The 24,307-nt window shown below is 57.5% G+C and carries 19 protein-coding genes; 9 read left to right on the top strand and 10 right to left on the bottom strand.

What is annotated here, in order from left to right:
• The first annotated feature begins 45 nt into the window (after nucleotides 1-45).
• Nucleotides 46-312: a 30S ribosomal protein S15 gene (gene rpsO / locus OHL21_RS02490; protein ID WP_263409183.1), complete on the top strand. Its 267-nt coding sequence runs from the start codon at nucleotides 46-48 to the stop codon at nucleotides 310-312.
• 326 nt (nucleotides 313-638) lie between these two features.
• Nucleotides 639-3,098 carry a polyribonucleotide nucleotidyltransferase gene (gene pnp / locus OHL21_RS02485; protein WP_263415667.1) on the top strand — a complete coding sequence of 820 codons (2,460 nt, stop codon included), beginning with the start codon at nucleotides 639-641 and terminating at the stop codon, nucleotides 3,096-3,098.
• Nucleotides 3,099-3,259: 161 nt separating this feature from the next.
• On the opposite strand, the gene OHL21_RS02480 is transcribed toward pnp, so the two are convergent.
• Both OHL21_RS02480 and OHL21_RS02475 read right to left on the bottom strand, forming a co-directional pair.
• The gene (locus OHL21_RS02480) at nucleotides 3,260-4,084 is read right to left on the bottom strand and encodes a hypothetical protein (RefSeq protein WP_263415666.1); all 825 of its coding nucleotides are present in this window, start codon (nucleotides 4,082-4,084) and stop codon (nucleotides 3,260-3,262) included.
• Nucleotides 4,057-4,467 carry a hypothetical protein gene (locus tag OHL21_RS02475; protein WP_263415665.1) on the bottom strand — a complete coding sequence of 137 codons (411 nt, stop codon included), beginning with the start codon at nucleotides 4,465-4,467 and terminating at the stop codon, nucleotides 4,057-4,059. Before OHL21_RS02475 ends, OHL21_RS02480 begins: the two co-directional genes overlap by 28 nt.
• 69 nt (nucleotides 4,468-4,536) lie before the next feature.
• Here OHL21_RS02475 and OHL21_RS02470 point away from each other — a divergent pair, with 69 nt between their 5' ends.
• A complete protein-coding gene (locus OHL21_RS02470; protein WP_263415664.1) occupies nucleotides 4,537-5,283 on the top strand; it encodes a dienelactone hydrolase family protein in 747 nt (248 codons plus the stop codon).
• 87 nt (nucleotides 5,284-5,370) lie between these two features.
• Here the strand turns inward: OHL21_RS02470 and OHL21_RS02465 are convergent, their stop codons facing one another.
• The 3 genes from OHL21_RS02465 to OHL21_RS02455 all read right to left on the bottom strand — a co-directional run bounded on the left by OHL21_RS02465 (nucleotide 5,371) and on the right by OHL21_RS02455 (nucleotide 8,045).
• A complete protein-coding gene (locus OHL21_RS02465) occupies nucleotides 5,371-6,342 on the bottom strand; it encodes a TIGR01777 family oxidoreductase (RefSeq protein WP_263415663.1) in 972 nt (323 codons plus the stop codon).
• A complete protein-coding gene (locus OHL21_RS02460; RefSeq protein ID WP_263415662.1) occupies nucleotides 6,318-7,151 on the bottom strand; it encodes an ABC transporter ATP-binding protein in 834 nt (277 codons plus the stop codon). The genes OHL21_RS02465 and OHL21_RS02460 overlap by 25 nt, the downstream gene beginning before the upstream one ends.
• Nucleotides 7,152-7,265: 114 nt before the next feature.
• On the bottom strand, nucleotides 7,266-8,045 hold the full coding sequence (locus OHL21_RS02455) for an MlaE family ABC transporter permease (RefSeq protein ID WP_263415731.1): 780 nt from the start codon (nucleotides 8,043-8,045) through the stop codon (nucleotides 7,266-7,268).
• A gap of 124 nt (nucleotides 8,046-8,169) precedes the next feature.
• Between OHL21_RS02455 and OHL21_RS02450 the strand changes: the two genes are divergently transcribed.
• From OHL21_RS02450 to OHL21_RS02430, 5 genes are all read left to right on the top strand, one after another.
• Complete coding sequence (locus OHL21_RS02450; RefSeq protein WP_263415661.1) at nucleotides 8,170-9,237, top strand: zinc-dependent alcohol dehydrogenase; 1,068 nt, start codon at nucleotides 8,170-8,172, stop codon at nucleotides 9,235-9,237.
• Entirely contained in the window at nucleotides 9,231-10,133 is a 903-nt protein-coding gene (gene hpnC / locus OHL21_RS02445) for a squalene synthase HpnC (protein WP_263415660.1), read from the top strand. Before OHL21_RS02450 ends, hpnC begins: the two co-directional genes overlap by 7 nt.
• The gene (locus tag OHL21_RS02440) at nucleotides 10,130-11,050 is read left to right on the top strand and encodes a phytoene/squalene synthase family protein (protein ID WP_263415659.1); all 921 of its coding nucleotides are present in this window, start codon (nucleotides 10,130-10,132) and stop codon (nucleotides 11,048-11,050) included. The genes hpnC and OHL21_RS02440 overlap by 4 nt, the downstream gene beginning before the upstream one ends.
• Nucleotides 11,047-12,402, top strand: a complete 1,356-nt coding sequence (gene hpnE / locus OHL21_RS02435) for a hydroxysqualene dehydroxylase HpnE (protein WP_263415658.1) — start codon at nucleotides 11,047-11,049, stop codon at nucleotides 12,400-12,402. Before OHL21_RS02440 ends, hpnE begins: the two co-directional genes overlap by 4 nt.
• 87 nt (nucleotides 12,403-12,489) lie before the next feature.
• Nucleotides 12,490-15,909 (top strand): TonB-dependent receptor, encoded by a 3,420-nt coding sequence (locus OHL21_RS02430; RefSeq protein ID WP_263415657.1) that lies wholly within the window; start codon nucleotides 12,490-12,492, stop codon nucleotides 15,907-15,909.
• A 270-nt stretch (nucleotides 15,910-16,179) separates the two neighbouring features.
• Here the strand turns inward: OHL21_RS02430 and OHL21_RS02425 are convergent, their stop codons facing one another.
• From OHL21_RS02425 to yiaK, 4 genes are all read right to left on the bottom strand, one after another.
• Nucleotides 16,180-16,929: a glycosyltransferase gene (locus OHL21_RS02425; protein WP_263415730.1), complete on the bottom strand. Its 750-nt coding sequence runs from the start codon at nucleotides 16,927-16,929 to the stop codon at nucleotides 16,180-16,182.
• A gap of 70 nt (nucleotides 16,930-16,999) precedes the next feature.
• Nucleotides 17,000-18,730, bottom strand: coding sequence for an aminodeoxychorismate synthase component I (pabB, locus tag OHL21_RS02420; RefSeq protein WP_263415656.1), 1,731 nt, complete (start codon nucleotides 18,728-18,730; stop codon nucleotides 17,000-17,002).
• Nucleotides 18,731-19,074: 344 nt separating this feature from the next.
• Nucleotides 19,075-21,063 carry an excinuclease ABC subunit UvrB gene (uvrB, locus tag OHL21_RS02415; RefSeq protein ID WP_263415655.1) on the bottom strand — a complete coding sequence of 663 codons (1,989 nt, stop codon included), beginning with the start codon at nucleotides 21,061-21,063 and terminating at the stop codon, nucleotides 19,075-19,077.
• Nucleotides 21,064-21,222: 159 nt separating this feature from the next.
• The gene (yiaK, locus tag OHL21_RS02410) at nucleotides 21,223-22,221 is read right to left on the bottom strand and encodes a 3-dehydro-L-gulonate 2-dehydrogenase (protein WP_263415654.1); all 999 of its coding nucleotides are present in this window, start codon (nucleotides 22,219-22,221) and stop codon (nucleotides 21,223-21,225) included.
• An 84-nt stretch (nucleotides 22,222-22,305) separates the two neighbouring features.
• Between yiaK and OHL21_RS02405 the strand changes: the two genes are divergently transcribed.
• A complete protein-coding gene (locus OHL21_RS02405) occupies nucleotides 22,306-23,742 on the top strand; it encodes an MFS transporter (protein WP_263415653.1) in 1,437 nt (478 codons plus the stop codon).
• A 15-nt stretch (nucleotides 23,743-23,757) separates the two neighbouring features.
• Here OHL21_RS02405 and OHL21_RS02400 read toward each other — a convergent pair whose 3' ends face one another.
• The gene (locus tag OHL21_RS02400; protein WP_263415652.1) at nucleotides 23,758-24,156 is read right to left on the bottom strand and encodes an EamA family transporter; all 399 of its coding nucleotides are present in this window, start codon (nucleotides 24,154-24,156) and stop codon (nucleotides 23,758-23,760) included.
• Nucleotides 24,157-24,307 lie beyond the last annotated feature (151 nt).

Below are 24,307 nucleotides of genomic sequence, written 5' to 3'. Positions count from 1 at the left end.
ACGAGTGAATTTAAGAGAAGAGAAGTAGAGGAGCAACGTAATCCCGTGTTAGCACCTGCCAAGAAGACAGAAATTATCAGCAAATTCCGCACGCATGATTCGGATACTGGTAGCCCCGAGGTCCAGATTGCGATTCTGAGCGAGCGGATCGGCGAGCTGACGGAGCACTTCAAGACCCATAAGAAGGACCATGGCTCCCGTCGCGGCCTGCTGATGCTGGTCAGCAAGCGCCGTCGCCTGCTGGACTACCTCAAGAAGAACGACTCTGACCGCTACCGCGAAGTGATCGGTAAGCTGGGCATCCGTAAGTAAGCGGATTCAACATCTGCTTCCGGTTGAGCTTTACGCGGCACGAGTAACTATGCCCACGCGCACGAAGTTTCCATATACGGCTGCGGGGTCCGCTATGCGGGCTTCAGCAGCCGTTTATGCTTTTCCGCCCCTCTGGAGCGCGCGATAATGACGGGCGCGATGGTAGCTGAACAGCCAGGCGCGCCTCTGTCAGGGCACCCCCAACTCAAGTTTGTCGCATTGCATGGCCTGTGCCTGTGGGCCGCCATGTCTTTGCATTCGTGTGTCTGACACACAACACCAGGTTTCGAGACGAAGACAGAAGAGAAAGAAAGAGAGAACACTAGATGAAACAGGAAGTGACTGTTGAGCTTGCCGGTGGCAAGCGAATCACATTTGAGACGGGACGGATCGCGAAGCAGGCTTCTGGCGCTGCGCTGACGACCAGCGGCGATACCGTAGTCCTTGGCACGGCTGTTGCCAGCCCGGAGCCGAAGGAAGGCATCGATTTCTTCCCGCTCACCGTTGAGTATCGCGAGTTTACCTATGCCGGTGGACGCATCCCCGGTGGCTTTATCAAGCGTGAAGGCCGTCCTTCGGAGAAGGAGATCCTCACCGCACGCCAGATCGATCGCCCGATCCGTCCTCTGTTCCCGGAAGGTTTCCGCAACGAGACACAGGTTGTCGGCTTTGTTTATTCCGCGGACAAGGAAAACGATCCTGACGTCGTCGCCATCAATGCCGCTTCCTGCGCTCTGGCGCTGTCGGACATCCCGTTCGCCGGCCCTGTTGGTGCGGTCCGTGTCGGCCTGGTCGACGATCAATTTGTGGTCAATCCGACCTACGAGGAGAAGGAAAAGAGCCTCCTCAACATCATGGTTGTCGGCACCAAGGATGGCATCGTGATGATCGAGTCCGGAGCCAAGGAGGTCGCCGAGGATAAGGTCGTCGACGCGATCGAGTTCGGCCACAGCGAGCTCAAGAAGATCGTTGCTGCGATCAACGAACTGGTGGAGAAGGCCGGCAAGCCCAAGCGCGCCGTTGCCGCCGTCGAGAAGGACGAGGCTTATTACAACGAGCTGAAGTCTAAGGTGGGCGACCGCCTGAAGGATGCGCTGGACACACAGAAGTACACGAAGATCGACAGCTATGCCAAGGTCAAGGAGATCAAGGACGAGCTCAAGGCTGCTCTTCCGGCTGACGATCCCGATGCTCCGAAGAAGCTCTCGAAATATTACGAGCTGCTGCGCGAGAACACCTTCCGCGAGCAGGTGCTCGACGAGCGCATCCGTCCTGATCGCCGCGCCTTCGACCAGATCCGCAAGATCGACATCGAGGTCGGTGTTCTTCCGCGCACGCACGGTTCGGCCCTGTTTACCCGCGGCGAGACACAGGCACTTGTGACCGCCACGCTCGGCACCGGTGACGATGCTCAGCGTATCGAGACTTACACCGGTGAGCAGAAGAAGGCCTTCATGCTGCACTACAACTTCCCGCCGTTCTCGGTCGGTGAAGTTGGCCGTATGTCCGGCGTTGGCCGCCGCGAGATCGGCCACGGAGCCCTGGCGTCGCGCGCTATCGAGGCTGTTCTGCCCTCCGAGGCGGAGTCGCCCTATGTGCTGCGTGTCGTTTCGGACATCCTTGAGTCGAACGGCTCGTCTTCCATGGCAACGGTCTGCGGTGCGTCACTCGCGTTGATGCACGCCGGCATCAAGCTAAAGGCCGCTGTCGCGGGTATCGCGATGGGCCTGGTGAAGGAAGGCGATAAGTACGCCATCCTGACCGATATCGCCGGTGCGGAAGACCACTACGGCGATATGGACTTCAAGGTAGCCGGTACCCGCAACGGTATTACCGCTCTCCAGATGGACATCAAGATCATGGGCATCACCGCGCAGATCATGCGTGAAGCCCTGGAGCAGGCACGCATTGCCCGTCTCTTCCTCCTGGACAAGATGGACGCCGTCATTGCTTCTCCGAGCGAGAAGCCTTCGGCTTACGCTCCGCGTATCCACACCATGCAGATTCCGACCGACAAGATCCGCGATCTTATCGGACCGGGAGGCAAGGTGATCCGCGGCATCATCGATGCCACGGGAGTGAAGATCGACGTCGACGATTCCGGCCGCGTCAATGTCGCCTCCTCGGACTCCGATGGACTGGATCGCGCCATCCAGATGATCAGCGACCTCACGGCCGTGCCCGAGGTTGGCAAGACCTATCTGGGCAAGGTCGTTCGTCTGGCGGAGTTCGGCGCCTTTGTGGAGATCTTCCCCGGCACCGACGGTCTGCTGCACGTCTCCGAGATCGCAGAACATCGAGTCAAGGATGTGAAGGACGAACTGCGTGAGGGCGATCAGGTCCTGGTGAAGGTCCTGGCCATTGAAGGCAACCGTATCAAGCTCTCCCGCAAGGCTGTTCTTCGCGAACAGCGTGAGAAGCTGGGTCTTCCACCGGTTGCTGCGCCGCAGGAAGGCGGCAAGAGCGCGCAGGAAGGTGGCAGAGGCGATCGTGGACCTCGTGCTCCGCGCCCCGAGCGTCAGCCGTCGAATGAGCCCACCATCACAATTGAGGGTGGCGACGACTTCGACGAAGACGAGGAAGGCGATGACGACTTCGAAGGTGAGGGCAGCGAAGGCGGTGATGAGAACTTCAACCGCGCCGACGTTCCCGGAGGCTTCGTTCAGGGTGCCGGTCAGGGGCAGCAGAAGCGTGATGGTGGCCGTGGTCGTCGTCGCCGCCGCGGCGGACGCCGTCCCGGTGGACAGGGTGGCGGACAGCAGGGTGGCGGCAACCGCCCTGCCTAAGGCATAACGAAACTCGAACCGGACTGCTTCGGCAGTCCGGTTTGCTTTTAGAGCATTTTCCCTGTTGCTGGGTATCCCGGAAAAGGCGTGCAGCGGCGTTTTCATTGCGGAAAACGCCCATAGATGTGGAAGCCCTGCGGTACACCTACAGTGAAAATGCTCTAAGCCGTGCGCCGCGCGAGGAGTATGAGACTCATGGACGAGGCGATCAGCAGAATAGTGCCACTGGCGAAGCGGACCGTCATCTGTTGATGAAGAGCGATCCAACTCGTCAGGGTGGTGATGGCCATGGGCAAAAGATAACGCGTACTTAGCGCCTCCGGCCGCATCTGCGGCAACAGCCAGAGAAGCAGGAGCATCGCCGGCAGGTCGATACATGCGATCCAAAGCAACTCAGGCAGCGATAGAGAGATCGGTCTGCGTGCGAGAGTTGCAATCCAAAGAACGGCGGCTCCGCTCAATAAGCCGCTTGTCCTGAATCCTGCTGCTTCCGGCGCGATCACGGAGGCAACTGCTGCGCTCACAATGCCGGCAAGAAGAATCAGCCAGTGGAGCCCATCGGTCACAGATGCAGGGAATTGAAATGGAAGGATAAGCAATGTTCCGGCGACGCCGGCCAGGGCGGCAATTAACATCTCCTGCCGCAGGCCGGCAGCTTGTGCTCCGCATACGACTACGATCAGGACCGGGGTCAGAGCCCAGAGTGCGGCACTGGTGTAACCGGAGAGGTGGGCCGCCTGTTGCAGCAATATGGGAAATACAAAAAGTCCCAATGCCGAGGCGATGCCTCTCCAACTGCTGCAGCGTTCTCTCGGAAAAAGAGCATACAGAAGTGCGGCAAACGTACACGTGATTGCTGCGCGTAACGTAGAAGGCGTTGCGGGTAATATCAGAAGCTCGCGCAACCACTCCATGCCCCAGAGGAAGCACAGCAATAGAAGCGCCGCGATCTGCCGCATCAGCGCCAACTGACAGCAAGATGCCACCGGTGACCACGTGCGGCCGCTTTCAGCAGTACGGTCTCGTACTCTTCCAATTCGGCGATCACGATCGATGTCTCAGACCCAAGGAGCTGCGGTTCTTTGCGCAGGTCATCAAGCAGCGTCTGTACAGTCAACAGGCCATCCGCCGGTGCATACCATTGGGGTGGCGGCATACGTCTCAAAAGATCCGGATTGCCCGCGCCCTCTTCAATCAGCAGCGCCATGGAGTTCTCATCGGCGGAGAAGAACTCGATCAGGGGCTTTACATTCAAGCGAAGCGCCAGCTTCTCGATGGCATCCTCGTGGCGAGCCAGAGCCCGTCCATTCACAAAGATGTCGTAGCCGGGGTCCTCTCCTTCCACGACGATATACATGCTCGCAGCCATTGCACCATCAGTGTAGCGGAGGCGGCTCTCAGGATCGAGTTGAACTTTTTCTCTTCTATAGTGGAGTGCATGACGATTCTGGAAAACGAGCACGTAGAGCTCTCCACGCCCACCGGTCCGATGCGGGTACACATCTTCCGTCCGGCCGGAGAGGGCAAGTATCCTGGCGTTCTCTTCTATACGGAGATCTTCCAGGTAACAGGCCCTATCCGCCGTACCGCAGCCATGATTGCGGGGCATGGGTATATCGTGGCCATTCCGGAGATCTATCACGAGTTCGAGACTGCAGGAACGGTGCTCGGTTATGACCAGGCCGGAAGCGATCGAGGCAATGCACTCAAGACCACGAAGACGCTGGCGGGCTACGACGGAGATGCGCGGGCGGTGCTCGACCACCTGAAGCAGCGGCCGGACTGCACCGGACGGCTGGGGGTCATGGGTATCTGCATTGGTGGTCACCTGGCATTTCGTGCGGCAATGTATCCGGATGTGCAGGCGACGGCATGTTTCTACGGAACCGATATCCATAAGGGATCGCTGAGCGTGAGCGGAGACGATTCGCTGGCTCGTGCCTCAGACATCAAAGGCGAACTGATGATGATTTGGGGACGGCAGGATCCGCATGTGCCGCTCGAAGGCCGGAGAAAGATTCTCGCACGTCTAGACGAGCTGAATCTGAACTTTACCTGGCACGAAGTGAATGCGGCGCATGCCTTTCTTCGCGACGAGGGACCTCGTTATGATCCCGCTTTGGCACGCTGGGGTTACGGGATGGCGCTTGAGCTTTTCCATCGCAGGCTGGCGGTTGGCGGTTAGAGCAGCGAGACATTCATGGTCCGAGAACGGCCTCCCCCGATTCGAGCTTCGCTCGAACGTTATTCAATCATTCACTTTTTCAATCATTCAATGCCCCACGACCAGATCCTGCACAGCTCCTGGCCAGTCCGGAAAATTCCATGTAAATCCGTGTTTCTGCAAAACCGTCGGGATGCTGCATCGTGACTTCAATACCAATACAGGTTCCGTCCGTAGCAGGAGAGAACTGAGCTGAATCCCAAAAGCAGGTGCAGGCAGGCCGATGGGCATGCGAAGTGCTTGCCGCAGCAGGCGCATGAACTCACGATTCGGTAACGGCTGTGGACTGGTGATATTCACGGGTCCCGCAATCTCCTCTCGTTCGATCAGGAACTCCACCGCCCGCGCGTAATCAACGTGGTGTATCCACGATACGAATTGCTCTCCCGATCCCTGTGGCCCACCGAGACCGAATCGTGCCAGTGTCGACAGCAGCCGAAAGATGCCACCCTGGTCCGGAGAGAGCATCAGCGTGGTGCGCAATGCCACCTTGCGGGTGCCTGGGACCTGTTCTGTTCGAAATGTTTCTTCCCACCGCCACACGACTTCTGAAAGGAACCGCCATGATTCGGGCGTGGTGCTATCGATCGCTCCCGTATCCCTATATCCGCTCACGGTGGTCTCGGGGGTGGGGGTGAGAGAGTGCGGGTAGATATCGACAGCGGAGGCATTAAGCCACACACGTGGTGGGCGTCTTCGGGAACGAATGGCCGCCGCTGTTGCCTTGGTGGCATCGAGGCGGCTGTGGAGGATCAGGGCGCGATGTTTGCGGGTGAAGCGGGTATTGATGCTTGACCCGGAAAGATTGATGATTGCGTCTGCCCCTTCAAGGCATTTGGCCCATCGCCCGACGGTCTTACCGTCCCAGGTCACAGTGGTCCAGGGCGCAGAATGTGGAGTACGCGATACGCTGATGACGTCTACGCCTCGGCCATGGAAGTGGTGGGCCAGGGTCTGGCCGATCTGGCCGGAGCCACCGAGGAGAACGACCTTGCCTAAGCGAGATACTCCCTGATCCATGGATCTTCCGTGTGTGTGAGTTCAAGCGTGGTGCCGTCGAAGACGACCCGTCCCTCATTCAGGACAAGGAATTTTGTATTCTCCTCGAGCGTTCCTTTGGGCAATGGCTCCAACTGCTGTTCCTTCTGGTTGTAATAGTGCGTGGCCAGGGTGAATGCGTCCTGCAGTCGATGTGTGATGAGCAACGATGTTGTCTGAGAGACATCGCGCTGTTTCGCGACCAGGGCAATGATGGTCGTCGATGTGATGGGGTCGAGTCCGCCAGTAGGCGAGTCGTAGAGAATCAGGTCGGGACCGGTAATGATGGCGCGGGCAATCGAGACGCGGCGGCGCATGCCACCGGAGAGTTCAGAGGGAAACTTCTCGATGGCGTGGCCCAGCTCCACGAACTCCAGCGCCTCCACGACACGGCGATGAGCCTCTTCCGGAGCAACTCCCTCTTCGTTGAGGCGGTAGGCAACGTTGTCCTCGACATTGATGGAGTCGAACAGCGCCGATTCCTGGAAGACCATACCGATGCGCCGTCGCAGCTTAAAGAGCTCCCGCTCCGGCATCGCCGTGACCTCTTCTCCAAAGACAAAGATCCGGCCGGAGTCCGGCTTGAGAAGGCCGTCAACCAGCTTCAGCAGAACAGATTTACCGCCGCCTGCCGGACCCAGCAGAATGCGGGTTTCACCAGGCATGACGGTAAAGGAGACGTTGCGCAATACCTCGTTGCCTTCGAAGCCGATGGAGACACCTTCGAAGGCAACAACCGGAGCGTCAGGTGACAATCCGTGCTTGAGCGCGGTCTCTTGGATGGATGGCATCTAGAGCAATTCTCCTAATACTGTAGCGTTGGATAAATCTGTGAATGCCGTTTTCTTCGAAGGAAAACGGCGCAAAACTGTCGAAACTCCGCTCTACACCTTTAGGAGAATGCTCTAGCGTCCCAGGATCCCGATCAAGAACCGGGTCAGGATAAAATCCGAAACGATGATCAGAATGGAGGAGGCTACCACCGCCTCAGTGGTGGCGCGGCCCACACCTTGTGTGCCGCCCTTGGTCTGCATGCCGAAGTAGCAGCCGATGGAGGAGATGATGAAACCGAAGAAGACCGGTTTGGTGAGCCCCTGCCATAGGTCGGCCCATACCAGGGCTGAGTAGGTCGAGGTGAAGTAAGCGTGTCCATCCAGGCCGAGAAGAAAGACTGCTACCAGGCCGCCGCCCAGGATACCCATGCACATGGACAGAATAGAAAGCCAGAAGAGCATGAAGACCGTCGCCAGGATCCGCGGAGCAACCAGCTTGCGTACCGGGTCTACACCCAGCGCGCGCATGGCGTCGATCTGTTCCGTCACACGCATCGAGCCAAGTTCGGATGCCATGCCGGAGGCATTACGGCCAGAGACCATCAATCCGGTCAGCACAGGGCCGAGCTCCTTCACCATGGAAAGAGCGACGAGGTTGCCGGTCTTACTGACCGCGCCAAACTGCTGCAACGCTGTCGCCGCCTGCAGCGCCAGCACGCAACCCGTGAAGAAGCCTGTCAAGACGACGATCGGCAAGGAGCCAACACCGATCAGGTCCATCTGCTGAAAGAGGTCTCCCCAGTAGATGGGCGGCGTCAGCAGCGAGCGGAAGGCACGTCCGGCTAGCAGAGAGTACTCCTGGAGAGCCAGGAGTTTGGATTTGACCCACGCAGTGGGAGACGGTAGCGGAATTGGCATGCTCTTGCTGGAATTATCTCGTACTGCTGCTGTCGTTTAGATGCGGATGGATGCGATTTGGCTTAAGGGATTGTGTACCGGACGTGTCTCCTTCGGTGCAGGATGAGAAAATAAGGAGATGGCTGACACCATGCAGGCTGCCGTACTGTACGGCAAGGAAGATTTGCGTCTCGAAACGGTAGACCGCCCTACGGCTGGCCCTGGAGAGATTGTTGTTCGTGTAGGAGCTGCCTTAACCTGCGGCACGGATCTCAAAGTCTATCGCCGCGGCTACCACGCCATGATGCTGAAGCCGCCCATTCCCTTCGGGCACGAACTTGCCGGAACCGTAGTAGAGGCTGGAGAGGGTGCGAAATTCAAGATTGGCGACCGAGTCGTGGCTCTGAACTCGGCGCCGTGCGACCAGTGTTATTGGTGCATGGAAGGGCAGCAGAACCTCTGTGAAGACCTCCTCTTCAACAACGGAGCTTACGCGGAATACATCCGCATTCCGGCCCGCATCGTTGCGAAGAATACCCTTCCGGTTCCAGAGAGTCTGCCGTTTGAATATGCTGCATTGACCGAGCCTTTAGCCTGTGTGATCCGTGGGCTTGAGGAGTCGAATGCAAAGCTGGGCGACTCCATGGTGGTGATCGGCGCCGGTCCCATCGGTCTGATGTTTATGCATGCCGCAGAGATCGCCGGCGTTGAGGTGATTGCCGTCGTTAAACGCGATGATCAGATCGAGACCGCGAAGATCTTTGGCGCGCGGCATGTGGTGCAAATCGCTGACGGGGTCGATGCGATCGCTGAGGTCCGCAAGCTGACACCCGGAAGCCGTGGCGTGGATATTGCCATTGAAGCGGTAGCGACACCGGCGACCTGGGAGTGGGCTGTCGATATGGTCCGTAAGGGCGGCACCGTCAACTTCTTTGGAGGTCCTCCCAGCGGAACCAAGGTGCAGCTCGACACCAATCGTCTGCACTATGGCAACATCACCCTGAAGGCGAGTTTTCATCACACTCCCTCTACCTCGAGGACTGCCTTCGAGCTGATTAAAAGCGGGCGCTTCAAGTGTGCGGAGTACATCACAGGCCGTGCCGGTCTGGCAGATATTCCGGAGATCTTCCGCAAGATGATGGTGCGTTCGGCCGAGGGAGTGAAAGACATCAAGACGGCCGTCTTTCCAGAAGGGGTGTCATGTTAGAAGGCGCTCCAGCGCAGTACCTTATGCCCGCAGTGCGGCTGACGGTGGAGGAGGCGCGCGCTTGGTGCCATAATCTGGCGACCAGCCACTACGAGAACTTTCACGTCGTGACCTGGTTGCTGCCGAAGGAGTTCAAGACTGACTTCGAGGCCCTGTACTCTTACTGCCGTGCCTCGGACGACCTTGGAGATGAGGTTGCTACACCGGAGATCGGTATGCGCCTGCTCGAAGAGTGGGGTGTACTGCTGCGCGAGTGCTACGAGGCGCCCGAACAGACGAAGCATCCCATCTTTGTTGCGTTGACCGAGACCATTCGCGAGCGGCAAATCCCCATGCAGCCGTTCCTGGATCTGCTGGCGGCTTTCAAGGCAGATCAGATTAAGACCCGGCATGCCTCAATCGCCGAACTGGAGGAGTACTCGGTCTATTCGGCCAATCCCGTCGGCCGCATGATCCTGCACACCTGTGGTTATCACGATGAGGTGCTGAATCTGCTCTCGGACAAGATCTGCACCGCGCTGCAGTTGGCGAACTTCTGGCAGGATGTAGGCGAAGACTGGGACCGTGGACGTGTCTACCTGCCGCAGGACTGGATGGCACGTTTCGGTATCACGGAAGAGCAGATCGCAGCTCGCCGCATCACACCGCAGTTCCGGGAGATGATGCGTGGCCTTGTCGCCGAGACACGGTCGATGTTTACCGAGGGAGCAGCTCTCGAGCGTGGTGTGGAGAAGCAACTTGCGGTGACCCTGCGCCTCTTCCGCCGCGGTGGAGAGAGCATCCTGAATGCGATTGAAGCTCAGGGATACGACACGCTCACACGGCGTCCCGTCGTGACCAAGGCGGCCAAGGTAAAACTGCTGGGACGCGCATTTGTGGAGAAGATGGTCGCGTGAGTATCTCTGTAGAGCAGGCCTATGCGCAGTGCCGGGCCATCGCAAAGCGTGAAGCGAAGAACTTCTACTATTCCTTCGTCGCGCTGCCGCCGCACAAATCCAATGCCATGTGCGCGGTGTACGCCTTCATGCGCAAGGCAGACGATCTGGCGGACGATGAGAGCCTGAGTATTCCGGAACGCCGCCAGCGGATGGCCGTCTGGCTTGAGGACTGGCGTCGTGCCCGGGCCGGAGCACCCACTGATGATGCTGTTTTTGTCGCTTTGAAGGATGCGCAGCGCCGCTTTCAAATTCCCGACGATCTCCTGGAGAAGCTGGTGCAGGGCACCACGCTGGACATCCAGGAGACAAAGCCCGGCGTCCGCATACTTGAGATCGATGGCAGGCCGTATGAGGTCTATGAGTCGATCTCGGCGCTATACGACTACTGCTACCTCGTCGCCAGCGTTGTCGGTCTGGTATGCATCCGCATCTTTGGCTATCACGGAACGGAGGCTGTGAAGCTCGCGGAAGAGACCGGCCTCGCTTTCCAGGTCACGAATATTCTGCGCGACGTGAAAGAAGACAGCGAACGTGGACGCGTCTATCTCCCTCTGGATGAGTTACAGGCAGCGGGACTCACGCCGGCGGATGTCCTTCAGGGAGATCCGGTGCTGCTGCGTCCCGTGATGTTGAGTCTTGCCGCGAAGGCAAAGGCAATGTATCTGGCGTCGGATCGTCTGACCCCGATGCTTGATCGTGACAGCAGGGCGGCAATGTGGGTGCTGGCTAAGATCTATCGCATGCTGCTGGAACGTATCGAGCGGATGGACTTCGATGTCTTCTCCGAACGTGTCTCCGTGCCGACTGCTACAAAACTTCGGGTACTGGGACAGGGTATGGCGATGACCCTGTGGAATCGGGTGGCTGCGCGATGAAAGACGTCATCATCGTCGGCGGTGGCTTGGCCGGCCTGACGGCTGCGCATGCACTTGCGAAGCAGGGAATTGCGGTGCAGGTGCTGGAGCGTCGCCCTTACATCGGCGGACGAGCTTACTCCTACGAGCATCCCGCGCTGAACGAGGTCATTGACTGTCAGCATGTCATGCTCGGTTGCTGTACGAATCTTGTCGCTCTGTGCAAGGCGGCAGGCCTGGGAGACAGGATCCGCTGGTATGACGACCTGACCTTCCTCGAACCAGGCGGGCGCGCCAGCCGCATCGGTCCCAGCGGTCTGCCGGCGCCGGGGCACAATACCCTGAGCTTTCTGAAGGCTCCCATGCTCAGCTTTGCCGACAAGGCAGCCATCGTACGGGGACTCCTCCAATTTTTTCGCGGGTATCCAAAAGACGACACAGAGAGCTTCGCGAGCTGGCTGAAACGTACCGGGCAAACGGAGCGGGCTATCAAACACTTCTGGGCGCCTGTCATCATCGGTGCACTGAACGACCGTTTTGAGAATTGTTCGTTGAAGTACGCCGGACAAGTCTTTCATGAGTCCTTCCTGAAGTCCTCCACGGGGGGACGGCTTGGCATTCCCATGCTTCCGCTAAGCGAGTTTTACGGCGAGGTCGCCCGGGCGGCGGAAGAGCAGGGAGCTGAGTTTGTGTTGCGGGCAAGTGTTGAGAGCATCTCCGGAGACGCTACTACCGGGTTCACACTGCAAACTACGGCCGGGGTCTTTCAGGCCAGGCAAGTGATTGTCGCTCTCCCCTTCGAGCAGGCCGTTAAGCTGCTTCCCGAGCTTACGTCAACGATTACGCGCTTTGTTCATGCGCCCATTACAACGGTCCATCTCTGGTGGGAAAAAGAGATTACGGATCTGGATCATGCCGTCCTGCTCGATACCACGATCGAATGGATCTTCCATAAGTCCCGAATCCGGGGATATAACCCCTCGCGCAGCAGTTATACGGAGTTGGTGATCAGTGCATCCCACGCCCAACTCAAGCAAGAGCGGGACGAGATTATCCAAAGCGCAATCAATGAGTTAGCTCTTTTTTTTCCGAAGGCAAGAACGACCCGGTTGCTCAAGACCGGGGTGCTGAAAGAGGCTCGTGCGACGTTCTCGGTTTTGCCGGGACTGGACCGCTATCGTCCCTCCCAGGAAGAGAGCGGTCGGCCAGGAATATTTCTTGCAGGGGACTGGACGAGGACAGGTTGGCCCTCTACCATGGAGGGCGCTGTCCGCAGCGGGTTGTTGGCTGCGTCATCGATTACGGAGCGCGTAAATCTTGAACCTGACCTTCCAGCCGACGGAATTATGCCGTGGATTCTTGGGGACTTTTAGGGTTTTCACGTGGCGTTCATATGTCAGCAACCGAACTGAAACCGTAAACGGTGACGCTAATAGAAACACAAAAAGGAGTGTTTTCCCATGCGCAGACGGATCCAATCCGCGCGGTTGATGTGCTTCTACTTGCTTCTTGTTGTTGGCCTCGTGATGCTCAGTCCAGTTGTTGGTTGGGCGCAATTTGAAAACGCATCTGTGATCGGTTATGTCCGTGACAAATCGGGCGCTGCCATCGCCGGTGCAACCGTTACGTTGACCAACACAGGTACCAACGTTTCCCAGGCATCCAAGACCGACGGAGAAGGCAAGTTCGAGTTCAACTCGGTCAATATCGGAACCTATGTTGTTTCTGCTGAAGCCGGTGGCTTCCAGAACACCAAAACAGCTCCCTTCCAACTTCTGGTCAACGCACGTCAGCGTGTTGACGTCGAAGTAGCGCCGGGATCAGTGAATGAGACCGTCGAGGTCTCCGCCGCGGCGCAATTGCTGGATACTGAAACCAGCTCCCGCTCGACGGTCATTCAGACCAAGCAGCTTCAGGAACTTCCTTTGAACGGCCGCAGCTACGCGGACCTCGTATTGCTCGTTCCTGGTGCTCGTAAGTCACTACTGGAAAATAACGGTACTTCGAGCCGCGAAGGTTCGTTCAATATCAATGGTCAGCGGTCGGCCTTCAACAACTATCTGCTCGACGGTCTCGACAACAACAACTACGGCACGTCCAACCAAGGCTTTGCCAACGAGAATATTCCTCCTTCGCCGGATGCTCTGAGCGAGTTCCGTGTAGAGACCAGCAATTATTCCGCAGAATACGGCCGTACGACCGGCGCCGTGATCAATGCTGCTATTCGTCGCGGTACGAATCAGGTTCACGGACGCGCCTGGGACTACGTTCGTAACACATCGTTCAACGCCATCGGACCTTTCCTTGCTCCTGGCGCGACCAAGCCGAAGTTCATCCGCAATCAGTTCGGTGGCACCGTAGGTTTCCCGATCTGGAAGGATCACACCTTCTTCTTCGGCGACTATGAAGGCGTCCGTCAGATTTTCAATGCGGCAACCGCTAACTCCATTCTGCCGACTGCCTCACAGCGCGCCGGGCAATTCTATACGGATGGTGATCCCACAAAGCCGATCTCGGTAACAAATCCAGTCACGGGCGTGACCTACAACGGTACAGTTCCGTCGTCCGCCATGACTCCGTTTGCGCGTGCCGTACTGGGGGCACTTCCGCTTCCGAACACCGGATATGCCGATAACAATCCCCTTGCTTACTCCAATAACTACGTCATCTCTCCGCGAGGCATCATCAATGACGACAAGGGTGATGGTCGCGTTGACCACACCTTCAACTCTCGTTGGAGCATCTTCGGCCGTTACAGCGAACACCGCGGTTACCTCTTCGATCCTCCAGGAATCCCGGGTCGCGCCGGTGGTAACTCCAACGGCAACGTGAGCATTCAAAACCGTAATATCGCAGGTGGTGCAACCTGGACCATCTCCAGCAATAAGTTGCTCGATGTTCGTTTCGGCTGGTCGCAGAACAAGGGTGGGAAGTTCCCCATCGGTCAGGGACAGACTTCGTTGCTGGTCGAGAACGGCATCACGACCGGTCTGCCGACTGACCCGCTCGTGGTTCGTTCGCTGAATGCCCAGAGTGTTACAGGCTATTCGCAGTTCGGTGCTCAGAGCTCCAATCCACAGTTCCAGAACCCAACCATCTACAACCCGAAGGTGAACTATACCTGGATTCGTGGCGTGCACTCGCTGAAGATCGGCTATGAGTTCCAGGCTGTTCACACGCAGGTAAATGATTTCAATCCGAGCTATGGTTCGGATACGTACGGCGGTCAGTTCTCGCGTGGCTCGTTCGGAGCTGGTACTTCCCAGGTAACTCAGGTACAGCAGGCCCGTAACCTTGCCGACTTCATGTTCGGCAACCGTTCAGCCTACTCATTGACGACTTACGCTATTGTTCAACTTCGCCAGCGTTACAACTTCATGTACATCCAGGACGACATGAAGCTCTCTCCGAAGCTCACAGTCAATGCAGGCGTGCGCTACGAGATTGTTACGCCTCAGTTTGAGGCAAATAACAAGCTCTCCAACTTCGATCCTTCCACCAACACCCTGATTGCGGCAAAGGACGGCAGCATCGCCGACCGTGCTCTGGTGAATACGCCGATGACGAACATCGGACCTCGCTTCGGTCTGGCATACTCGGCAACCGATAAGACGGTGCTTCGTGTTGGTTACGGCATCGGGTTCAGTCAGTGGAACCGCGCCGGCGGCGAAAACAATCTGACCTACAACGGTCCGAATGTCGTCAACGCCAGCATCACGCAGGGTACTTCGGCATCCACGTTCCCATCATCATCCAACCTTTGCAATGACACGCAGGTTCAGTCCACCTGCTTCCGCCAGACGCAGCAGGGCTACGCTCCTACGCTGACCACTCCTGCGTACTTCAACCCTTCAAACGTAACCTCTCGCTATATTCCGAAGAACTTCAAGACAGGGTATGTGCAGAGCTACCAGGCTGGCATTCAGCGGCAGTTACCCTACGGCATCGTTGCTGATCTGGCTTATGTCGGCAGCAAGGCCACGCATCTGCAGGTACTGGCTGATTACAACCAGGCGACACCCTGCACGTCCGGTACCTGCGGAAGCCTTGCTGCTCGCCGCCCGGTAACGACCTTCGGCAGCATCGAAATCGCCTATGGCGCCGGGTCTGCCAACTACAACTCGATGCAGTTCAAGCTTGAGAAGCGTGCGCAAAACGGCCTCTACTTGCTGAACTCGTTCACATGGGGACGTATCTTTGACATCTCGTCGGGACACCTTGAGACCTCGGGGGGGGACAACTCTCGTGTGAACTACGCGAATCCCCGTCAGGACTACGGTCCTGGCGGTTATGATCAGCCGTTGGCCGACACGCTGTCGGTAGTCTATGACCTTCCCTTCGGTCACGGACGCCACTGGGGTAACAAGACCGGTTATCTGACCAATGCCGCACTCGGCGGTTGGCAGATCACTCTTATCAACACCATGACCAGCGGTCTGCCGGTCAACGTCAACTACTCACTCTCGTCGTCTTCACCGTTGTATGTAACCGATCTGGTCACATACCGTCCGAGCCATGCTGCGGGTGGCGGGCCTATCAAGGCGCCGAAGACAAACTGGGTAAAGACTGCAACCGCCCTGAACGGTTATCTGACTGGAGCGAATCTCGCCATTCCGACCAGTGCTCCGTGGGGGAATGTCTCCCGTAACTCCGAGCGCAGCCCGGCGTTCTATCAGGCTGATATCGGTTTGCATAAGGCTTTCGATCTCTGGAGCGAATCTTCCAAATTTGACTTCCGTGCGGAGGCATTCAACGTCCTCAACAAGGTGAATTACCTACAGCCGAACAGCACGTTTGCCGTAAACAGCTCAAACTTTGGTTCAATCACCACTAATCTCCCGGCCCGTCAGCTCCAACTGGCAGCCAAGGTCATCTTCTAACCGAATCACAACAAAGAAGAAGGGCGGCCATTCGGCCGCCCTTCTTCTTTGCCCTGCGTTGTCATCCTGAACGAAGTGAAGGACCTGCTTTTAGAGCATTTCCCTGTAGTTGTAGTTCAGAGCATCCGCATGTATGGGTGTTTCCGCAATGAAAACGCCGCTGCACGGCAGGTCCTCCGCATACGCTCAGAATGGCGGGATCTGGCGCATAATCGCTTTGGACTCGATCCAACTAGCAACAAGGAATTAGCAATAGGAACTGCAAAAAGTTTATTGTTGCTCAGCCTCGCTAGGCGTCTCCCAGTAGCGATGATCGTTTGCGAAGTAGGAGTCATTCCAGGTGTTCAGCATGGTGCGGAAGAAGAGGAAGACCATGCGCAGCCGGCCGGTGCGGAGGAAGCGCCGGTTTGATGTCAGGATATGTCCACGTAGAATGCCGAACCGACGCGGAGAGATCTGCCGGGTGAGGTGATAGTCCTCGGCAAAGAGCGCCGACTCATCGAAGCCTCCCAGGCGATTGAACGCCGAAGCATCGAACAGCAGAAACATCCCGGTCCCGAACGGCTTGGTGAACGATCCGATGCGCTGCATCAGGTTGTTTGCCAGGTAGAGCGCGTGATCGAAGGGATTGCGGCTCATGCAGCGGATCGAGGTGGTCAGGCAGTGCAGTCTCCGTCGGCGCAGCAGACGGACGGCGCGACGGATCAGAGTTGTGTCGTCCAGCTCAATATCTGCGTCGAGAAAGAGGAGATATGGGGTCGAGGCCACACGGGCGCCGGCATTTCGACCAACGGAGGGAAGTCCGCCGGCAATGACCGTTACATTGAGCCGGTTGGCAAAGCTCATCGCCAATTCAACGGTTCCGTCCGTCGAGCCGGCGTCCGCAACAAAGATCGGTACGGAGCGCATTTCCGGCAGATCCTGTCTGGACAGACAATCCAGCAGGCGCGGCAGGTAGGCGGCTTCATTCTTGGCAGGGATTACGATGGTCAGTTCGGATGGCGAGCACACGACGTCCATGCTCAAGCATGTGTTGCATTCCACTGCGGGGAGGTGAAGCTTTCGTGAAAACCCTGTAAACAGTGCAGGGTTACCGTTCCAGGTACCCGATGGGGAGCATCCCGCGGACAGAATTTCCAAGGTATAGGCGATCTGTCGGTAACAGATCTTCCAACTTCAGAGACCGCTCTTCAGGGTGGAGATGGGAGCGTAACACGCCTGGCAGAACTCCATCTTTCAACGGAGGCGTTAGCAGCTTCCCGTCCCGTTCGATAAAGAAGTTTGTGATGGCTCCTTCGGTGACATTGCCTGCTTCGTTAAGAAAAAGAACTTCATCAAAGCCACGTTCGCGCGCGAGACGAAGTTGCTCGTCGTAGAGCTTGCGGCGGGTGGTCTTGTGTTGGAGAAAGAGATCTCCTGAGCGTGTCCGGATGTTGGAGAGCATCACCCGCAGCGGGCGATCTTCAAGCTGGATTGGGGCAGATTCAATCGTGAAAGCACCGGAGCGGTCACTGAGCAACCGGATGCGATGCATGCCTGCCAGAGTCCGGACCTTCTGTTGGAGAGCATGCCTTAACGCATCGGCATCGCAGACAAAATCAAAGTAGGCGGCCGATTGCTGCAGGCGGGCTAGATGCTCATCGAGAAAGTGAAGAAGGTTGCCATCCCATAGCATGGTCTCGATCAACTGAAACGGCTCTGCATCCTGCTGCAGGAAGGCTCCTTTGAGGCGTGTCTCTTCATATTCCGCTGCAGGATCGGAGTCATACGTAATGCCAGCTCCGACTCCCATCTCCGCTTGGCCGCCTTTCAGCGTGATGGTGCGGATCGCAACAGAGAAGCATGCCTCACCGCCCGGAGCAATAAAACCGATACATCCTGTGTAGACTCCGCGCCGTTCTTCTTCCAGGGAGTGAATCAGCTCCATGGTCTTGATCTTCGGAGCGCCAACGATCGAGCCAGAAGGGAAGAGAGCCCGGAAGATTTCGGCATAGCCTATGCCGGGACGCAGGTCACCATGGATAGTTGAAGTCATTTGATGCAGCGTCGAATAGCGTTCCACTTCAAAGAGCTTGTCGACATGAACAGAGCCTGTCGTACAGATACGCCCGAGATCGTTGCGCAGCAGGTCGACGATCATCAGATTTTCCGCGCGATTCTTTTCGTCGTTGGCCAGCCAAGCCATCTTCTCGCGATCTTCTTCAAGAGTACGGCCGCGCTGCACGGTGCCTTTCATCGGACGCGTCGTGATGCGGTTTCCATTGCGGCGGAAGAACAACTCCGGCGAAACGGAGAGGATCTGCGTCGAGCCGAGATTGAGGATGGCGCCAAACTCAACGGGTTGTACGGCAAGGATGTGATGCAGTAACGCTTCAGGGGAATCTGTGTAGCTCCATTGGAGCTTCGTTGTCAGATTGAGCTGATATGTATCGCCTTGCTCGATGTGTTGCTTGATGCGCGCGACCTTGTCCGCAAAGGTGGATGCAGACATGGTGATGGCGGGATCCTCGATCGCGATTTGCGATGGTTCCGTTTGGTACGTGAAGCTCTCCATATCGTTGTAGAAACCGAACCATGCCAATGGCTGGGGGGATAGCAGGCGGCGTAGCGAGGGTTCGAGCACATAGCCCGCTTCGTAGGCGATATATCCAGCAGCGTAGAGGCCCTTTGCTACGGCGCTATCGATGCGCCCCAACAACTCTTCCAATTCCTCGACCGTAGAGGCCGTGAGAGTTTCGACCGGATTACGGAATAGATAACTGGATGCCCCTGGAAGAGCATGGATGAGTGCAACGGTACCGACCTGGAGATTGGGGGACACGCTCTCTTCAGAATAAAGGTGCAACAGGGTAGATGCGATCCGGTAGCGTCTCGTCATGCCCATGAGCTTTGGTACAGGTCTGACCGTGACGGGATAAGATCTCGTATCACCCATGCACTGGGTGCCCATGTCCCTTGGGACATGGGCCCGGCCTTCTCTTTACGGAGCGCTCGTGCCAGGCTTTTCTGGTTAACCTGAGGGTTATAGAAATACGGTCCCGCGAAGCGCGATACCACACACTAAACCCCGGCGAACAAAGTTCCCCGGGGGACCCCACCCTTCGCGATAAAACTGCGAAGAATGGGCGACGAATGTCTACTGATTTGGGATTTTTCGATTCGTCCTTAGCTGAACAGAAACTCCTTCGTCCGCAGCTCTTTGATTGTGTCGCGCAGCTTCGCCGCCTTCTCGAACTCGAACTGTTTGGCTGCTTCGCGCATCTCGGTTTCGAGCTTCGCGATATAGGTGTCCAACTCCTGCTGCGTCGCGAACTCCGGCATACCTTCTGCTTCTGCCGTCAGGTCCGCATAATCCGCTTCTAGAACCACGGCAAGCGAATCCTCAATGGCGCGAACAACAGTCCTCGGCGTAATGCCGTGTTCTTCGTTGTAAGCCATCTGTGCTTCACGGCGCCGGCTGGTCTCGTCGATGGCTCGCTTCATGGAATCCGTCATCTGGTCGGCGTACAGGATTGCCCGGCCTTCCAGGTGGCGGGCCGCACGTCCGATGGTCTGGATAAGGGAGCCCTGTGAACGCAGGAATCCTTCCTTGTCGGCGTCCAGAATCGCCACCAGAGAAACCTCCGGCAGGTCCAGGCCTTCGCGTAGAAGGTTAATGCCGATCAGCACGTCGTACTCGCCTTTACGCAGATCGCGCAGCAGCTTTACGCGTTCCAGCGTCTCGATCTCCGAGTGCATGTAACGGCAACGGACACCCACCTCGGTGTAATAACCGGCGAGATCTTCGGCCATACGTTTGGTCAGGGTCGTCACCAGGACACGCTGATTCCTCGCAGCGCGATCTCGAATCTCACCCAACAGGTCGTCAATCTGTCCTTTCACCGGTCGGATCTCGACCTCCGGATCGATGAGGCCGGTGGGGCGGATGATCTGTTCTACGACCACACCTTCCGCCTTTGTCAGCTCGTACGGTCCTGGCGTTGCCGAAACATAGATGATCTGCCCGGTGCGCTCCTCGAACTCCTCGAAGCGCAACGGACGATTGTCGCGTGCTGAAGGTAGACGGAAACCGTAGTCCACGAGGTTCTGTTTGCGGGAGCGGTCGCCGTGCCACATGCCGTGCAACTGTGGCACGGTGACATGCGACTCATCGATGAAGATCAGAAAATCCTTCGGGAAGTAGTCCAGCAGCGTCGGCGGAGGCTCTCCTGGAAGGCGTCCGGAGAAGTGGCGCGAGTAGTTCTCAATGCCATGACAGTAGCCAACGGACTTAATCATCTCCAGGTCGAAGCGGGTGCGTTGATGAATACGTTGCGCCTCCACCATGCGACCCTCTTTTTCAAGCTGAGCCTCCCACTCTGCGAGCTCTTCGAGGATCGAGTCCATTGCCGACTTTTTCCGCTCCGGCTGCACTACGTAGTGCGACTTCGGATAGATGGGCAGGCGAGAATACCGCTGTTTCACTGTCCCAAAGAGAGGGTCGATCTGTGAAAGAGATTCGACCTCATCGCCGAAGAGCTCAATCCGATAGGCGTTCTCGTCGTACGTTGGATAGACCTCAATCACGTCTCCGCGGACACGGAAGGTGCCGCGACGGAAGTCGTGATCATTGCGCTCGTACAGAATCTCGACCAGACGCCTGGTGATATCTTCGCGGCGGATCTGCTGACCTTTTTCAAGCAGCAGCAACATGCCGTAATACGCTTCCGGTGAGCCCAGGCCGTAGATGCAGCTCACGGACGAGACGATGATGCAGTCGCGGCGCTCAAAGAGGGACCGCGTTGCGGAAAGCCGCAACTTGTCGAGCTCCTCATTGATGGTGGCTTCTTTTTCGATGTAGAGGTCGCCCGAGGGAATGTAGGCCTCGGGTTGATAGTAGTCGTAGTAGCTGACAAAGTACTCTACCGCGTTGTTCGGGAAGAACTGCTTGAACTCATGAAAGAGCTGTGCAGCCAATGTCTTGTTATGCGCCAGCACAAGCGCGGGACGATCAGACTGCTCGATGACCTTCGCCATCGTGAAGGTCTTGCCTGATCCAGTCACGCCCAGCAACACCTGATGCTTTTCGCCGTCGTTCAGACCGTTTACGAGCTCGGAGATGGCACGCGGCTGGTCTCCCTGTGGCTTGTAGGTGGTGGAGAGCTGAAAGTCCATCCTCTAAGAATAGCAGGAGAAAGAAAAGCGAATACTCGACGCTCCAAGGTCAGAGGCAGAAAGCAGACTTGTCCGCTGCCTGCGGTCATTCCGAAATGACAAATCGAAAAAGGCAACTCAAGCCTGTAGGCAACTCTCGGGACGGCCTTTCCATGGGTCCTAAGCCAGACCTGCGAGTTTACGGGTTTCCTCCCAGATGTCTTCGTCGACCGGAATGCCTTTCTCCATGTTTTCGGTCCGGGTGGCCGGCAATCGCTCGCCGGGATAGCGAACCTTGGCGTCTGGCTCGATATGCAGCGAAGCGATGATCTCGTCGCCAATGGTAGAAACGGGGCCGAGAGCCGCAGGATTGATCGCGAGAAAGACCTGGGAGACACCTGCCTCGCGTAGCGGATCGGGGGACACCTGATGCGTGGCCTGTCCGAACGCGAGCGTCGCCGCGACCACGTCGAGCATCATCGAAAACGCCGAGCCCTTCCAGTAGCCGATGGGCAGGGGATGGTTCGAATCAATGATTGCCTGGGGATCGCTGGTGAGCTTGCCTTCCTTATCGAAGCCTCCGGGAACCGGGAGCTGTTCGCCGCGCGCGGCATAGCCGTCCAGAGCGCCATAAGAGAACTGTGACATCGCGAAGTCGATCAAGAAATGTGCTCCATTCGCCCGGGGAACTGCAATCACCAGGGGATTGTTTCCGAGCACGGATTTGCTGCCTCCCCAGGGCGCCATGTTCGGCATGGTGTTGGTGAAACAAATGCCGATCATGCCGCTTTCGGCAGCCTGCAGACCGTAGGTGCCGGCGCGCATCCAGTGATTGGTGTGGCGGATCGCCACACATCCGATTCCATGCTGTTGGGCAAGTGCAATCGCGCGTCCCATGGTGTGCCATGCATTCAGGTTGCCGGGGCCGTAGTTGCCATCCCAGCGTTCCAGTGCACCGAAGGCCGAGACCGGTGTCGGCGACGCCTCAGGGTGAACAGCGCCGTTATGAATCAGCTTCGCAAAGCGAGGGAAACGGGCGATTCCGTGAGTGTAGACGCCATCACGCGTGGTTTCTGCAAAGAGATTGGCGCACTCCTGGGCACGCCCCGGCGTAAAACCGAGGTTGCGAAGGGCCAGAACGAGAGTGCGGACAAGTTCGTCATACGGAATGCGCAGCATAGAACCAGCTTAACGAAGTGGCCATCAAGACGATACCGCGGCTTCTCAATCCGTACAGCGCTGTCCCTGCGAGAATAGGGACATATGGAAGAATTTTCGACCGGCTCGCAGCGCTCGCTGATGGTGGCGCTGCTCGTGGCCGGTGCGTTGTTCATGGAAAACCTGGACGGCACAATTATCGCCACTGGTCTGCCAAAGATCGGTCAGGCATTCCACGTTGCGGCTGTCGATGTGAACGTCGGTATGACCGCTTATCTGTTGGCTGTGGCCGTCTTTATTCCCATCAGCGGATGGGTGGCGGACCGCTGGGGCGCGCGTACTATCTTCGGTTCCGCCATCGTTGTCTTTACGCTGGCTTCGGTGTTTTGCGGTATGAGCCAGAATCTGTGGGAGTTCACGCTGGCCCGTGTCCTGCAGGGGATTGGCGGCGCCATGATGGTACCGGTCGGGCGGTTGATGGTTGTCCGCGTTACCCCGAAGGACCAGATCATGATGGCCATTGCCTGGACGATATGGCCTGCGCTGGTCGCGCCCATCCTTGGCCCTCCGCTGGGCGGTTTCATCGTCGACCACTGGTCATGGCGCTGGATCTTTTTGCTGAATGTACCGATCGGGATCGTCTGCCTGATCGCGAACTGGATCCTGGTCAAAAACACCCACGAAGAACGTCCTCCTACATTCGACTTTCTGGGATTTCTGCTTGTCGGAGGCACGTGCTTCTCGCTCGTCTATGCGATGGAGCTTATCGGGCGCGAGCCCGCAAACTGGACACTCGGATGCATCCTCTTTGCGGGATCGGTGACATGCGCTGTTCTCTCATACTGGCATCTTCGTCGTGTCACGAATCCGCTCTTCGATCTTGAGGTCATGAGAATCCGAACCTTCTCCGCCGTCATGTGGGGAGGGTCGGCTTTCCGCGTCGCCATCTTCATGGCTCCATTTCTGCTGCCACTGATGTTCCAGCTCGGCTTCGGTCTCAATGCCTTTCAGTCCGGCTCTCTTACATTGGCTGTCTTTGCTGGAAACCTGGCCATGAAGCCGGTGACCACACCACTGCTTCGCCGCTTCGGCTTTCGTACAGTGCTGCTCTGGAACGGCGTACTTACCGCGGGAACGTTGCTGTGGTGCGGCCTGCTGCAGCCGTGGACGCCGCACTGGCTGGTGCTTATTGTGCTCTTCCTGAGCGGACTGGGCCGCAGCATGCAGCTCACCTCATTGACGACGATGGGTTATGCGGATCTGCCGAAGGAGAAGTTGAGTACGGCCTCTGCGTTTGCCAGCACCATGCAACAGATGACCGTCGGCGGGGGAGTCGCTTTCGGCGTGCTTTTGCTTCGTGGCTCAGCTGTCCTGCATGGCCGGCACGGTGGAACTCCGCAGGTTGTCGATTTCAGATATGCCTTCTACGTCGTAGCGGCGCTTGCATTTCTAAGCCTGCTGGATATCCGCACGCTTCCTCACACTGCTGGAGCGGAGGTCAGTGGACACGTGATGGAGCGCGAGGAACCGGTCGAAGCGTAGAGGCGCAGGACAGAACTACTGCGTCAGCAAAGCAACGCCGGCGCAGACGAAGAGCGCGGCAATCCATCGCCGCTTGTCGACGCGTTCCTTCAGGAAGAGTCGCGCGCCTGCCGAGGTTGCAATGTAGGTCAGGGAGGCGGTCGCGGGGGCAATCAATGAGAGGTCCGCAGCCGAAAGCGCATACAGCAGGGCAAAGAAGCTGATGGCCATACAGCCGATGCCGGCCCCCAGAAAGGGACTGCTGACGACGGCTTTGATCGCTCCCCCCAGGCCGGACTTCGTGCGGATATCATCGAGGTCTCCCAGCCGGCGCATCGCTGCGGCGATCAGGATGTCTCCTGCCGTAGCGAAGATCACTACCGTCCAGATCGTCACCCAAGCGTGCAGTGAGACCGCCGAAAGGTGTTCCGTCACATGCTGGCGAAGATAGTGGGATCCGGCCGAGATGGAAGGAATTGAAAGCAGCGAGAAAACCAGAGGACACTCCTGGATCGTCAGAGGCTATGTCAGCAGCCTAATGAGGCCGCTGAAGAGGTGAGGGCGCGATGGTCACTCCATTTCTTAC

The sequence above is a fragment of the Terriglobus albidus genome (genome assembly GCF_025685425.1).
GTDB lineage: Bacteria > Acidobacteriota > Terriglobia > Terriglobales > Acidobacteriaceae > Terriglobus > Terriglobus albidus.
The sequence above is the reverse complement of the archived record's forward strand: the minus strand, read 5'-3'. Positions and strand labels throughout refer to the sequence as shown.